Origin of the sequence: Hominifimenecus sp. rT4P-3 (assembly GCF_051055405.1) — a bacterium.
GTDB lineage: Bacteria > Bacillota > Clostridia > Lachnospirales > Lachnospiraceae > Pseudolachnospira.
The window spans coordinates 324559-338620 of sequence record NZ_CP167068.1; the positions used below are offsets into that span (position 1 = coordinate 324559).

The following is a 14062-nucleotide window of genomic DNA, read 5'->3' on the forward strand; positions in this document are numbered from 1 at the left end:
CCCAGACAATCAACCCAGAAGGAGGGGGTAGAATCGTGTTTGAATTTGAAAAACCCAACATCGAAATCGTTGAGATTTCGGAAGATAAAAAATACGGCCGATTTGTAGTAGAACCCCTGGAGCGGGGCTATGGCACCACTTTGGGCAATTCCCTGCGCAGAATCATGCTGTCTTCCCTGCCTGGCGTAGCCGTCAGTCAGGTGAAAATTGACAGCGTGCTTCACGAGTTCAGTTCCATCCCCGGCGTCAAGGAGGATGTGACGGAAATCGTTACGAACCTGAAAGGGCTGGCAATCAAGAACAACAGCGACTCCAACGAGCCGAAGATCGGATACATTGAGTTTGAGGGGGAGGGCGTCGTGACGGCGGCCGACATCCAGGTGGATTCCGATATCGAGATTATGAATCCGGAGCATGTGATCGCTACTTGCAGCGGCGGAAAAGATACGAAGTTTAACGCGGAAATTACGATCACCAGAGGACGCGGTTATGTTAGCGCAGAGCGCAACAAATCGGAGGACCTTCCGATCGGAGTGATCTCCGTGGATTCGATCTATACGCCCATTGAGCGTGTCAATATGACCGTAGAGAATACCCGTGTAGGGAAAATTACGGATTATGACAAATTAACTCTGGATATCTATACCAACGGCACGCTGGCTCCCGACGAGGCGGTCAGCCTCGCTGCAAAGGTGCTCAGCGAACATCTGAACTTGTTCATTGATCTGTCCGAGAACGCCAAGACCGCCGAGGTCATGGTGGAGAAGGAGGACAATGAGAAGGAAAAGGTACTGGAGATGAACATCGACGAGCTGGAGCTGTCCGTTCGTTCGTATAATTGTCTGAAGAGAGCCGGAATCAACACGGTAGAAGAACTGACAAACCGCACGCCGGAGGATATGATGAAGGTGCGTAACCTGGGTCGGAAATCTCTGGAAGAGGTATTGGCGAAGTTAAAAGAACTGGGGCTGGAACTCAATCCCAGTGAGGAATAAATCGGAGGTGAAGAAATGGCACAGTATAGAAAGCTTGGAAGAACTTCCAGCCAGCGTAAGGCCATGCTGAGAAGCCAGGTGACCAGCTTGCTGAACAACGGCAAGATCGTGACCACCGAGGCTAGAGCCAAAGAAGTCCGGAAGATTGCGGAGGGCCTGATCGCCCTGGCAGTAAAAGAGAAGGACAATTTTGAGACTGTTACGGTTACTGCGAAAGTAGCTCAGAAAGATAAAGACGGCAAGAGAGTCAAAGAGACCGTAGATGGCAAGAAGGTTACGGTTTTTGAGACCAAGGAAAAGACCATCAAGAAGGATATGCCGAGCCGTCTGCATGCACGCCGCCAGATGTTAAAGGTACTGTATCCGGTTACGGAAGTGCCGAAGGAGTTGGCTGGCCGTAAGAAAGCGACCAAGGAAGTGGATCTTCCGGCAAAGCTTTTTGATGAGATTGCTCCTAAGTATGCGAACCGCCAGGGCGGCTATACCCGGATCATCAAGATCGGACCTCGCCGCGGCGACGCTGCTATGGAAGTTATTTTAGAGTTGGTATAAGATTTGATAAAAAAGACTTTCGGTTTTAGAACCGGAAGTCTTTTTTCTTTTGGGAGGATGTTGGAAGCAAAATGCCTCTCACCAAGAAGTGTCGGAATAATTTGTAGAGTTTCGGAGCGAGTACTTCTAGGGTTTCGTAAATTTGTAAAAAGCGCTCGCAAAAATAAGAAACTCGCTGCGCTCAAACAGTCTTATTTTTGCTCGCAATACAAATTTCCGGAACCGAAGAAGTACTAACGCTCCTGCAAATACAAATTATTCCGACACTTCTTGGTGAGAGGTCTTTTGTCTCAATGATCCCAGCACCAGAGGTTTTTTCTATCAGGCGGTGATCTGAGAAAAGATCTCCCCGATTTTTCCGGCAAGGATCAGGTCGGCGTGGCTGTCGTAGGGGGTGGGCGTCTTATTGATGAGCACCAAGCGGCTGCCTTGGTAATAGTGGATTAGTCCTGCCGCTGGGTAAACCGCCAGGGAGGTGCCGCCCACGATCATCAGGTCGGCCTCACGGATAGCTTTTATTGCCTGAGCCATGGTTTCCTCATCCAGCGGCTCTTCATAAAGTACTACGTCGGGTTTGAGCATCCCGCCGCAGTGCTTACATAAGGGAATCCCTTCGGCGGCCTTGACATAGGACGCATTGTAACTCTGACGGCATTTCAGGCAGTAGTTGCGATGAACGCTGCCGTGAAGCTCCAGCACATTTTTGCTCCCTGCCGCCTGGTGAAGGCCATCGATATTTTGGGTTATGATGGCGGCCAGCTTCCCAGCAGCCTCCAGCTGAGCCAGCTTTTTATGGGCGGCGTTGGGCTGTGCCTTTAGATAGAGCATTTTCTCCTTATAGAAGCGGTAGAATTCCGCCGGATCTTGGGTAAAGAAGCTGTGACTGATGATAGTCTCCGGCGGATATTGGTAACTCTGATTGTAAAGCCCGTCTACACTGCGAAAGTCGGGAATGCCGCTCTCGGTGGACACTCCCGCCCCGCCGAAAAATACTCCTTTTTGACTCTCATCCAGCCATTTCTGCAAGATTTCTAGTTCGCTCATGGCAAGCCCTCCCTTTGTTGTGATTTTGTTTTTGGATACCGCAAGAGGGGTATCCGATCTTCTCAGAAATTATCATAGAGTAAATGATGTTTGGGGAAATATTGTATCCCATATATTCGCTTTTGGCAAGGATTTTTCGCTATTTTGTGGTAGATCAAGGAGTTTCTTATAAAAACCACTTGAAAAAATCGTGAAATAGTGTATGATTATAACCACAAGTAAAGAGAGAAAACGAGCCCCTTATTCAGAGTGATGGAGACCCAAGGATCGATGATATCACGGCAACCCCTGCGACATGGAAGGTGCCAACCTGAGCGAGAAATCGAACAATAAGAGGATTCGATGAAGCATATTCAACGAGTCCGCTTTTGCGGGCTCGCTTTTTTCTCCCTAGCATTTTTAAGGAGGAGAATCCATGGAAAGAACACTATTTACTTCTGAGTCCGTAACCGAAGGCCATCCCGATAAGATGTGCGATCAAATTTCGGATGCGATTTTGGACGCTCTGATGGAGCAGGACCCGATGAGCCGTGTGGCGTGCGAAACCTTGACCAATACCGGTTTTGTCGTTGTTATGGGAGAGATCACGACCAAAGCTTATGTGGACATTCAAAAGATCGTCCGGGAGACGGTCTTAGACATCGGCTACAACAAATCGGAATATGGCTTTGACGGAAACACCTGCGGCGTTTTCGTTGCCATTGACGAGCAGTCTCCGGATATCGCGATGGGCGTAGACAAAGCCCTGGAGATCAAGGAACATGAGATGAGCGAGGAAGAGATCGGCAATACCGGCGCTGGGGATCAGGGAATGATGTTTGGCTTTGCCTCCAACGAGACGGAGGAATATATGCCTTATCCCATTGCACTGGCCCATAAGCTGGCCCGCCGTCTGACTGAGGTCAGAAAAAATGGTACGCTGCCTTATTTACGTCCCGATGGAAAAACCCAGGTAACTGTGGAGTACGATGAGCAGGGAAAACCAGTGGCATTGGACTGTGTTGTGCTTTCTACGCAGCATGATCCGGACGTGACCCAGGAACAGATCCATCAGGATATCAAAAAATATGTCTTTGATCCCATTTTGCCAGCTTCCATGGTAAATGAGAAGACGAAGTTTTTTATCAATCCCACCGGGCGCTTTGTGATTGGAGGCCCCCACGGCGACAGCGGCCTGACAGGTCGGAAGATCATCGTGGATACTTACGGCGGATATGCAAGACATGGCGGCGGCGCTTTTTCCGGCAAGGACTGCACAAAAGTAGATCGTTCCGCAGCCTATGCAGCGCGCTATGTGGCTAAGAACATCGTAGCGGCTGGCTTAGCGGACAAATGTGAGATTCAGGTATCTTATGCGATTGGAGTAGCTACCCCTACTTCCATCAATATCGATACCTATGGAACGGGAAAATTGTCCAATGCCCGTTTGATTGAAATTATACGGGAAAACTTTGACCTGCGGCCAGCGGCGATTATCAAAACTTTGGATCTACGCCGTCCGATTTATCGCCAGACTGCGGCATATGGACATTTTGGCAGAAACGATCTGGACCTTAGCTGGGAACGTCTGGATAAGGTGGATACGCTGAAAAAGTATTTAGAGCAATAAAAGAAGTGGAAGATAGGAGGTAGCGGCTTGTATTTTGGGGTGGATATCGGTGGTACAACGATAAAATTGGGACGTTTTCAGGGGGAGGGTGTGTTACAGGAGAAATGGGAAATCCCGACCCGGATCGGAGAGAATGGAAAATATATTTTTGATGATATTGCCGCTTCTATCCTAAACCATGCGGTGCAAGCTGGCCTGCATCCTTCGGAGATCAGGGGGGTCGGGATGGGAATTCCCGGCCCTGTATTACCGGATGGTTACATGGAGGTCGGAGTAAATATTGGGGTTCGAGAAATCTATCCATCTAAAGAGCTAAGTAAACGTCTGGGGATTCCTCTGATTTGTTGCGAGAATGATGCCAATGTCGCGGCCCTTGGCGAGTCATGGAAAGGCGGAGGCGCGGGTTTTCGCAGTATGTTTTTGCTTACCATTGGCACCGGGGTAGGCGGAGGCGCTGTTTTGGATGGAAAAGTACGAAAGGGAGCTCATGGGATTGCTGGAGAGATTGGGCATATCACGGTGCGTTTGGATGAAACGGAAACCTGCAACTGTGGAAACCGCGGCTGTTTAGAACAGTATGCCAGCGCTACCGGCATTGTCAGGGAAGCCAAGCGGGTTTTAATGGGAACGACCCGTCCCAGCGTTCTTCGGGAGATTCGGAATCTGACGGCAAAAGATGTAATGGATGCGGCAAAAGCAGGAGATCCGCTGGCCCTTGGCGTGGCTGAGGATGTAGGCGGGTATCTGGCCTGGGCGATGTCCTCTGTCAGTTATATTGTAGATCCGGAGGTTTTTGTGATTGGAGGCGGCGTGTCGGCTGCAGGAGAGTTTCTCATTGATTTAATTCGGAAAAAGTATGATGTGATGACCAAACTCCTTTACCATAAAGCGGAAATCCGTCTGGCGACTTTAGGAAATGAAGCGGGAATCTATGGAGCGGTACGTCTAGTTCTTGGATAAGGGTGAATGCTGCTTGCAGGGATGACAGGAAAAACTTGCAAAATCATCGTTTTCGTTGTAAAATAATTGTGAAGTATGCAGATAAGAGAGGTGACTTCCGATGAGTAAAGAAAAAGTGGATTCTTACAAAGCAAATAAACATAACCGGAAACAGGAAAAGGAACAGGAGCGTTTGAAAGAAAAACGAGAGCTTTTCCTTTGGAAGCTGGGAGGACTGGTATTTGCGATTGCGGTTGTGGTTGCGGTTGTTATGACCGGTGTGAACCAGTACAAGGCGTATCAGGCCAGCCGCCCGGATTATAACCGGACTCAGATGGTGGTCAGCGACATGGCTGGTGTTCTAACGGAGGACACAGCGGAATAAGATAAGAAATCTGGAAACATAATTATGCTGTCATTCCAAACCCAAAGGGAGAGGAATGACAGATTTTATGTGATAGAGACGTCAGTTCGAGACCTTCCTGACGTAAAACAAAACTAAAGGAGAATGAACAATGAAAAAAGAACAAACTGTCCGTTACATGACGACTGCGGCGATGATTGCTGCGCTTTATACGGCTCTGACGCTTCTCTTTGCACCATTTGGGTTTGGCCCAATTCAGTGCCGGATTTCGGAAGCGTTAGTGATTCTTCCGTATTTTACGCCTGCGGCGATTCCGGGCGTAACAATCGGGTGCTTTTTGGGCAATCTTTTTGCTGGCGCTGTGCCCATGGATGTGGTCTTTGGAACCTTGGCCAGCCTTCTGGGGGCGATTGGGTCGTATGCTTTGCGTAGGCATCGCTTTTGGGTTTGCGTGCCACCGATCGTATCGAATACCTTGATTGTACCCTGGGTGTTAAAAATTGCTTATGGCGCTCCGGAATTGGTTCCTTATTTGATGGTTACCGTGGGGATTGGAGAAGTGATTGCCATCGGCGGTTTGGGGACAGTTTTGTTGCTGGGACTGGAAAAATATCCGATGCTTTTTCGGAGATAAGATAGGAAGTGGCGGCATGTATCAGATTGATTTTGATAAACCCATATGGATTCATTTTATCGGTATTGGCGGCATCAGTATGAGCGGCCTGGCAGAAGTTCTGTTGGGACGTGGCTTTCAGGTATCAGGTTCCGATTCGGTAAAATCTGCACTGACAGAAAAGCTGAAAGCAGACGGCGCCAGAATTTTTTATGGGCAGCGTGCCGCGAATATTGTGGATGGGATAGACGCGGTAGTGTATACGGCGGCAGTACATGCCGATAACGAAGAATTTCAGGCGGCCCAAAAGAACGGCATTCCGATGCTGACTCGTGCAGAACTTTTGGGTCAGATGATGCGGAACTTTCCCACCGCTGTAGCTGTGGCGGGTACTCACGGGAAAACCACGACGACTTCTATGGTGACGGAAATACTATTGGCAGGAGACTGTGATCCGACCATTTCCGTAGGCGGTATGTTAGATAGTATCGGCGGTAATATTCGTGTGGGAAAATCCGATCTGTTTGTGACGGAAGCCTGCGAGTATACCAATAGTTTCCTGGCGCTCTATCCAACCATCGGCGTTATTTTAAATATTTGCGAGGATCATCTGGATTTCTTTAAAGACATCCAGGATATTCGGAATTCGTTCCGTCGGTTTGCTGAGCGCATCCCGAAACAGGGACTTTTAATTATTGACAGTGGAATTCCGGATTATCAGGAGATTACAGAAGGGCTTGCTTGCCGGATTTGTTCGATTGGAACGCGTCCGGAAGATGACTTCTGTGTGTCCAATATTACTTTTGACGGTTATGCCAACCCGTCTTTTCTGGTAAAGGAGAAAGACGGAGCGGAATTGTCCTATTCCCTTTCTGTGCCCGGCGAGCACAATGTCTCCAATGCCTTGGCGGCGATTGCGGTAGGAAGAGAGATCGGTTTAGAGCCGGAAACCATTTGCAGCGGCCTTCAGAATTTTACAGGAACCCATCGCCGATTTGAACGGAAGGGAACTTTGGGGGGGATCACGATTATTGATGATTACGCTCATCATCCGGATGAGATTCGGGCAACGCTGACCACAGCCAGAAAATGGAAGGCAGACCGCGTGGTTTGCGTATTCCAGCCTCATACATATACGCGGACAAAGGCGTTGATGGAGGAATTTGCCGATGCGTTATCCCTGGCCGACGCGGTGGTATTGGCGGAGATTTATCCGGCCAGAGAGACGGATACGCTGGGAATTTCTTCCCGAAATCTGGCGGAACGGATCAAAGATCGGGGGACGGAAGTGCATTATTTCCCTTCTTTTGATGAGATAGAAAATTTTTTATTAGAAAATTCTATGAACGGTGACTTGTTGATAACTATGGGCGCCGGAGATATCGTAATTGTTGGGGAAAAGCTGTTAGGGCGGTAGTTATCCACAATATCCACAATTTTATCAACAGGAAAGATGGTTGAAAAAATTGTGGATTTTTTGTCGGAAAATGGTAGTTATCCACGAAATCCACAATATCCACAATCCTTGGAAACCCACGGTTTTACTGGGGTTTTGGGAAAATTGACTATTTTCAAAAGCAGGGGTTTGTGTTATAATGGGAACACTTGGTGAGGCTTGTATTCTTGGGAGCGAATGCCGACAGCGTAAAGGAAGCGCATGAGGAAGCGGGGGAATTTGTTGTGGTATTATTGAAGAACAGGCGGTGGGAACAGACAGCAGTTTCCAACGCTTTTATTGACGGCTATATGGCGGATGCGAATGGGGAATTTGTGAAGGTTTATTTGTATCTGCTGCGTCTTCTTTCGGACAAGGACCAGGAATTTTCGGTATCTTTTTTGGCAGATCGGCTGAACAATACGGAAAAAGATGTGATCCGAGCCTTGAGCTATTGGGAAAAATTAAATCTTTTGGAGCTTCAATATGGAGCCGATGGAAAATTAGAGAAAGTAGCGGTTTTGGATGTGCCGGCTTTAGAGGCGGAGAACATCGCTATTTCCCAGACAGAGCAGATTCTGCAGGTTCCAGCGGCGGAAGAAGAGGCGGCTGCCGCCGTACCGGCGGAGGCCCCGGAACGTCATGTATCGTGTTCCTTGGATTTTCTAAAAAAGATACAAAAGGACGATGATTTCCAGGAAGTGATTTTTGCTGCGGAGCGGTATTTGGGTCGGACCATGTCGGCAAAGGATGTGGAGCTTTTCGGCTACATGAAGGAAACCTTAAAATTTCCCAATGATCTGATTGAATATCTGATCGAGTACTGTGTAGACGGCGGGCATCGGAGCTGCCGCTATATGGAGAGCGTGGCCCTGGGATGGCACAGCGAAGGGATATTGACCTTGCAGCAGGCCAAGGAAGCCAATCGGGCCTTTAAGAAGGAAAATAAGGCGGTTATGAAGGCCTTTGGCATTACCGGAAGAGTATTAGCTCCCGAAGAGCGAAAATTCTTAAATATTTGGCTGCGGGAGGATCAGATGCCGCTGCCTGTTGTAGTGGAAGCTTGCAACCGGACCATGAGAGCGATCCATTCCCCCAGCTTTGAGTATACGGATAAAATTGTAAAAGCCTGGAAATCCGCAGGAATTACGACGGCGGAGGCGGCCAAGGCTTTCTATGAGAGGCAGAAAGTCGAGCGGAAAAAGCCGGAGAAGACGGCTGCGCTCAACCGGTTCCACAATTTTGATCAGAGGGATACAGATTACGACGCGCTTCTCATGCAGGAGGAAAAGGAACTCTATGGGGCTAACAAATCCACAGTATGATAAGATTCGAAGGGATTATGACCGAAAGCAATTGGAGAATCGTGCTGTCCAGGAAGCGCGCATGCAGGAAGTTTATGGAAGACTTCCACGCCTTCGCGAGATGGATGAGACGACAGCGGATTTGGCTTATCAAAGAGCGAAACGGTTGCTTGCGGGCGATCAGGCGTCGGCGGATAAGCTAGCGGGACAGCTTCAGGAAATAAAAGAAGGAAAACAGGTTTTATTAACTTCAGCCGGCTACCCAGTCGATTATCTAGAACTGCCCTTTCACTGTCCCTTTTGCCGTGATACCGGATACGTGGATGGAAAAAGATGCCGTTGTTTTGAACAGGCAATTGTGGACATGCTGTTTTCCCAGCACCCCATCCATGAAAGGCTGGATCAGGAGAACTTTTCTACTTTTTCTTTGGAATATTATGACCGGGAAGCGCCGCCGGGCGGCGGGGAGAGTCCCTATGAACATATGAAGCAGATCCTGGCGCAAAGCAAACGTTTTGTGCAAAATTTTCAGCCGGGGCTGGAAAATCTGCTTTTGACCGGAAGCGCGGGAACCGGAAAGACCTTTCTTTCCAACTGTATTGCCGGTGCATTGATGAAAAAAGGAGTATCGGTGATTTACCTGTCGGCAAATCAACTGTTTGAGGCATTGGCGGATCATGCCTATTCCAGGGAGGAGCCGGAACAGGAAGAATATTATCATTGGGTTTTGGACAGTGATCTGTTGATCGTGGATGATCTGGGTACAGAGTTGAATAATTCTTTGGTCAGTTCAGAACTTTTCTGCTGCCTGAACGAGAGAGAACTCCGAAGGAAATCGACGATAATTTCTACAAATTTGACGATGAACCAAATTCGGGCCAGCTATTCGGAGCGGGTGGCGTCCCGGTTGATGGAGAATTACCGGTTGCTGCGGCTTTTCAATTCCGATATTCGTTTAAAGAAGCGAGAGGAGCGGCTGGGTCTTGCTGTAAACACGAAGGATGGAATCAAAGATGGAGGAAAATAACAAGATGAGCGAGATTACAATAGCTTCTGCAAACGATGAGTTTTCTCATACGCTGCCGGTGGGTCCTTTGGGCCTGGTAGCCCTTCCGGGCTGTGAAGAACTGGCAGAACGGGTGGACGCGTACCTGGCGATGTGGAGAAAAGAGCGCGAGCTGGATTTTAACGGCTATAAAAAAGATTCTTATATGGTGGAGAACAGCCTGCCGCGGTTTGGTTCCGGCGAGGCCAAAGGAGTGCTGAACGCCAGCGTTCGCGGAGATGATTTGTATATTTTGGTGGATATCTGTAATTACAGCCTGACCTACCCGATGTACGGAAAAGAAAACCCGATGTCTCCGGACGATCACTTCCAGAATTTGAAGCGTATTATCGCGGCGGTGGGCGGTAAGGCAAAACGGATTACGGTCATTATGCCGTTCCTTTATGAAAGCCGTCAGCATAAGAGAGCAGGCCGGGAGTCCTTGGACTGTGCCTTGGCTTTGCAGGAACTGGTTTCCATGGGGGTAAGTTGTATCCTGACCTTTGACGCCCATGATCCCCGTGTGCAAAATGCGATTCCGCTCAGTGGTTTTGAGACGATTGTACCGACGTATCAGTTTATTAAGGCGTTGCTGCGTACAGAGAAAGATCTGCAGCTGGACCCGCAGCACATGATGATTATCAGTCCGGATGAAGGAGCGGTTGGACGAGCCATCTATTTTTCGACGATGTTGGGCGGTCTGGACGTAGGTATGTTTTATAAGAGGAGAGATTATACCCGCGTTGTGGGAGGAAAAAACCCCATTGTAGCCCATGAATTCCTGGGAGCCTCTGTGGAGGGTAAGGATGTGGTCATCGTGGACGATATGATCGCTTCCGGCGAGAGCGTTATCGATGTGGCAAAGCAACTGAAGGCTAGAAAGGCTAGAAAGGTATTTGCCTGCGCGACCTTTGGTCTATTTACAGCCGGGATGGAAATCTTTGATCAGGCGGTAAACGACGGGTTGATCGATAAGATACTGACGACCAACGCGATCTATCAGTCGCCGGAAACACTGGCAAGACCTTATTATGCCAGTGTGGATTTGAGTAAATATATTGCGCTTTTGATCGATACGATGAACCATGATATGTCTTTGGAGCCGCTGTTAAATCCGGCGGATAAGATCCAGAAACGTCTGGCAAAGTATAAAGAAAAGCAAGAAGCAAAAAAATCTGAAAATGGATAAATGACCTTAGACTGAGGGAGAAATAGGGGCGCTTCTCATCGACGGATAACCGTCGATGAGAAGCGCCTTTTGTTTTTGGGGTAAGGCGTTTCATACGGTTATCATTAAGCTATGCTTAATAAAAAAGCAAAAACTATGAAATAGACGTTAGGAAAATGAAATGATATTATATGCTTGAACATGAAACTGAATGAAAGGAAGCGTTCATAATGGTAAAGAATACGGAAAATTATCGACGCGTTCCAGTGCTAAGCCCATCGGCTGCTGCTTCTCTCATTCCTTCGGCAGGAACGGTTTGTTTTTGTGGAGCCGGCGGAGGGATTATGGAGCCGACCACGGTGATAGAGGCTTTGGCAAAGCACTTTGACGAATGTGGAGAACCTAGAAATTTAACGATTGTAACGACGACAGGTCTTGGGGATCGGGCGGAGAGAGGCATTTCTCCCCTTGCAAAGGAAGGTCTGTGTAAGCGGGCGATTTTGGGTCATTGGGGACAGTCTCCCAGAATCTGCGAGATGGCGGAGAAAAATCTGATCGAAGGATATAACTATCCCCAGGGAGTCCTCAGCCAGATGTGGAGAGCAATCGCAGCGCACCAGCCCGGTATCATTACTCAGACGGGATTAGGGACTTTTCTGGACCCTAGACAGAAAGGCGCGAAGCTGAACGATGTGACAAAAGAGGATTTGGTTTCTTTGATGGAAATCGACGGAGAGGAATACCTTTTCTACAAAGCTTTCAAGCCGGATGTGTGTGTGATCAGAGGTTCCACCGCAGATGTGGAAGGGTATATTTCCCTGGAGGATGAAGTCACTTTGATGGATGTTCTCCCGATGGCGCAGGCAGCCCATAACAGCGGCGGTATTGTGATTGCCCAGGTAAAGCGGCTTGTGAAGAAAGGAAGTATTCCTCCGAAAGAGGTGAAAGTCCCCGGTTATCTGGTGGATTATCTGGTTGTCTGCGAGGATCAGGAGCCGATCTACGGCGTGAAGGATGCTTCTTACATAGGTGGGCATTATATGGCGGACGAGCAAAGCAGCGAGCCCCTTCCGTTGACGGAGCGCAAGGTGATTGCGAGAAGAGCATTGATGGAAGCAAAGCCCGGTGACGTAGGAAATCTTGGAGTTGGAATTGCAGATGGAATTGGCGCATGTGCTGCGGAAGAGGGGATTGATCAAGCCATTACCCTTACCACCGAGCATGGGGTAAGCGGAGGTGTTACTGTCCAGGGACACGCTTTTGGCGCTTGCGTGAATATGAAATCCATCGTCGATATGCCGGCCCAGTTCGATTTCTATGATGGAGGCGGACTCGATATCTGTTACGTAAGCTTCGCGGAAGTAGATGAGAAGGGCAATGTAAATGTCCACAAATTCAACGGAAAGATTATGGGAACCGGCGGATTTGTCAATATTACTCAAAACAGCAAGAAGGTTGTGTTCTGTGGAACGTTGAAATCCGGAAAACTAAGGACCAAAGTGGGAGACGGCAAGATTGAGATTACCCAGGAAGGGAAATTCGTCAAGATGGTGCGCCAGGTGGAGGAGATCACCTTTAGCAGCGCGGATGCTATCCGCCGGAACCAGGAAGTTCTCTATGTGACGGAAAGAGCAGTATTTCGCTTGACCAAGGATGGCGTTATGCTGACCGAGGTGGCTCCTGGAATCGATATCGAGAAAGACGTTTTGGCTCACATGGATTTCAAACCGCTCTTGGCGGAGAAGATTGGGATTATGGATGAGCGGATCTTTACAGACGTATCCATGAATCTGGATCAGGATTGGTTTCACTAAGAACTAAATAGGTGATAAACCTATAGTTAATAAATTTATATGGAGGAGAAACAATGAAAAAACTTTTAGCAACAGCGCTTGCGTGCACGTTTGTCTTCGGACTTGCAGCTTGTGGGTCCAATACAGAGACGACGCCTGCGCAGACGGAAGCGAAGACAGAGGCGGTAACGACTGCAGCTGCGGGAGAGACCAAAGGCACGGAAGCAGCAGGGGATGTGGAGTTCCCTTCCAAGAACATGTCGGGTATCATCTCTTTCAATCCCGGCGGTGCAACAGACATCATGGCAAGAATTATCTGCCCTGAGATGGAAAAGCTTTTTGGAAAGTCTGTAGTAGTGGAAAACAAAGCTGGTGCGTCCGGCGCAACGGCAACTGAGTTTGTACAGGGTCAGGATGCCGACGGGCATACGATTCTCTTTACTTCGGAAGTTTGTAATATGTGGCAGGCTCTTGGAATTGCCGAGATCGACTGCCTGAAGGACTTGACGCCTCTGATGGTATTCGGAGGTTCGGAAGGTGTTCTGGTTACCCAGCCCGACTGCCCTTATGAGACATATGAAGACCTGATCGCCTATGCTACGGAGCATCCCGGTGAGGTTACGGTAGCTTCCGCAGGCCTTGGCACTAACATCGACGCCTATGTGGAAATGATGAAGGTGGTTCATGGAGTTGAATTCAACGTTGTCGTATATGGAAGCGAAGGCGACTGCCGTACGGCGCTGCTGGGCGGCGAAGTAGATTTTACAATCTGCAATAACTTTACCGCACTTTCCTATATCAAAGATGGTTCCTTCGTATGCAAGGCAATCTTTGGCGATACCGCAATCGAGGGCTATGAAGGAGTTCCGCTGCTGTGTGAGACTTACGAGAAATTCAATGAATTCCTTCCTTGGGGATCTTACATCCTTTGCTTTGTTCACAAGGATACCGATCCGGCAGTTGTAGCCAAGCTGGAAGAAGCTTTGACTACCGCGTACAACAGCGAGGCGTTCCAGGAGTATCTGACCACCAACGGCGTGCTTGGCTATGGTTTGGCCGGCGATGACGCAGCTGCCTATATTGAGAACAGCAGAGCCATCCAGTGGTACCTGTACTATGATTCTGGTATTGTAGACCTGAATCCGGCTGATTACGGTGTTGAGCGTCCGCAGGCTTAATGGTAGGATGAAATAGTAGACAA

At 48.7% G+C, this 14062-nt stretch carries 13 protein-coding genes and 1 riboswitch; of the genes, 12 read left to right on the forward strand and 1 reads right to left on the reverse strand.

Going from position 1 to position 14062, the window contains the following annotated elements:
- Positions 1 to 35 precede the first annotated feature (35 nt).
- Positions 36 to 995, forward strand: coding sequence for a DNA-directed RNA polymerase subunit alpha (locus ACCC71_RS01545; RefSeq protein ID WP_434310692.1), 960 nt, complete (start codon positions 36 to 38; stop codon positions 993 to 995).
- Between the two features lie 15 nt (positions 996 to 1010).
- Positions 1011 to 1547, forward strand: a complete 537-nt coding sequence (gene rplQ / locus ACCC71_RS01550) for a 50S ribosomal protein L17 (RefSeq protein ID WP_434310693.1) — start codon at positions 1011 to 1013, stop codon at positions 1545 to 1547.
- Positions 1548 to 1868: 321 nt separating this feature from the next.
- Here the strand turns inward: rplQ and ACCC71_RS01555 are convergent, their stop codons facing one another.
- Entirely contained in the window at positions 1869 to 2591 is a 723-nt protein-coding gene (locus ACCC71_RS01555) for an NAD-dependent protein deacylase (protein ID WP_434310694.1), read from the reverse strand.
- A 237-nt stretch (positions 2592 to 2828) separates the two neighbouring features.
- Positions 2829 to 2927, forward strand: a riboswitch (SAM riboswitch).
- Positions 2928 to 3006: 79 nt separating this feature from the next.
- On the opposite strand from ACCC71_RS01555, the gene metK reads away from it, so the two are divergent.
- The 10 genes from metK to ACCC71_RS01605 all read left to right on the forward strand — a co-directional run bounded on the left by metK (position 3007) and on the right by ACCC71_RS01605 (position 14039).
- On the forward strand, positions 3007 to 4200 hold the full coding sequence (gene metK, locus ACCC71_RS01560; protein WP_434310695.1) for a methionine adenosyltransferase: 1194 nt from the start codon (positions 3007 to 3009) through the stop codon (positions 4198 to 4200).
- A 27-nt stretch (positions 4201 to 4227) separates the two neighbouring features.
- The gene (locus ACCC71_RS01565) at positions 4228 to 5160 is read left to right on the forward strand and encodes an ROK family glucokinase (RefSeq protein WP_434310696.1); all 933 of its coding nucleotides are present in this window, start codon (positions 4228 to 4230) and stop codon (positions 5158 to 5160) included.
- Positions 5161 to 5260: 100 nt separating this feature from the next.
- Positions 5261 to 5524: a hypothetical protein gene (locus ACCC71_RS01570; protein ID WP_434310697.1), complete on the forward strand. Its 264-nt coding sequence runs from the start codon at positions 5261 to 5263 to the stop codon at positions 5522 to 5524.
- A 130-nt stretch (positions 5525 to 5654) separates the two neighbouring features.
- Positions 5655 to 6137, forward strand: a complete 483-nt coding sequence (locus tag ACCC71_RS01575) for a QueT transporter family protein (RefSeq protein ID WP_434310698.1) — start codon at positions 5655 to 5657, stop codon at positions 6135 to 6137.
- A 16-nt stretch (positions 6138 to 6153) separates the two neighbouring features.
- Positions 6154 to 7533 (forward strand): UDP-N-acetylmuramate--L-alanine ligase, encoded by a 1380-nt coding sequence (gene murC, locus ACCC71_RS01580; RefSeq protein ID WP_434310699.1) that lies wholly within the window; start codon positions 6154 to 6156, stop codon positions 7531 to 7533.
- 191 nt (positions 7534 to 7724) lie between these two features.
- A complete protein-coding gene (locus ACCC71_RS01585; RefSeq protein ID WP_434310700.1) occupies positions 7725 to 8876 on the forward strand; it encodes a DnaD domain protein in 1152 nt (383 codons plus the stop codon).
- Positions 8851 to 9882 (forward strand): ATP-binding protein, encoded by a 1032-nt coding sequence (locus ACCC71_RS01590; protein ID WP_434310701.1) that lies wholly within the window; start codon positions 8851 to 8853, stop codon positions 9880 to 9882. Before ACCC71_RS01585 ends, ACCC71_RS01590 begins: the two co-directional genes overlap by 26 nt.
- A 4-nt stretch (positions 9883 to 9886) precedes the next feature.
- The gene (locus ACCC71_RS01595; protein ID WP_434310702.1) at positions 9887 to 11089 is read left to right on the forward strand and encodes a ribose-phosphate pyrophosphokinase; all 1203 of its coding nucleotides are present in this window, start codon (positions 9887 to 9889) and stop codon (positions 11087 to 11089) included.
- Between the two features lie 209 nt (positions 11090 to 11298).
- A complete protein-coding gene (locus ACCC71_RS01600) occupies positions 11299 to 12882 on the forward strand; it encodes an acyl CoA:acetate/3-ketoacid CoA transferase (protein ID WP_434310703.1) in 1584 nt (527 codons plus the stop codon).
- A gap of 53 nt (positions 12883 to 12935) precedes the next feature.
- Positions 12936 to 14039: a tripartite tricarboxylate transporter substrate-binding protein gene (locus ACCC71_RS01605; RefSeq protein WP_434310704.1), complete on the forward strand. Its 1104-nt coding sequence runs from the start codon at positions 12936 to 12938 to the stop codon at positions 14037 to 14039.
- Positions 14040 to 14062: the final 23 nt, after the last annotated feature.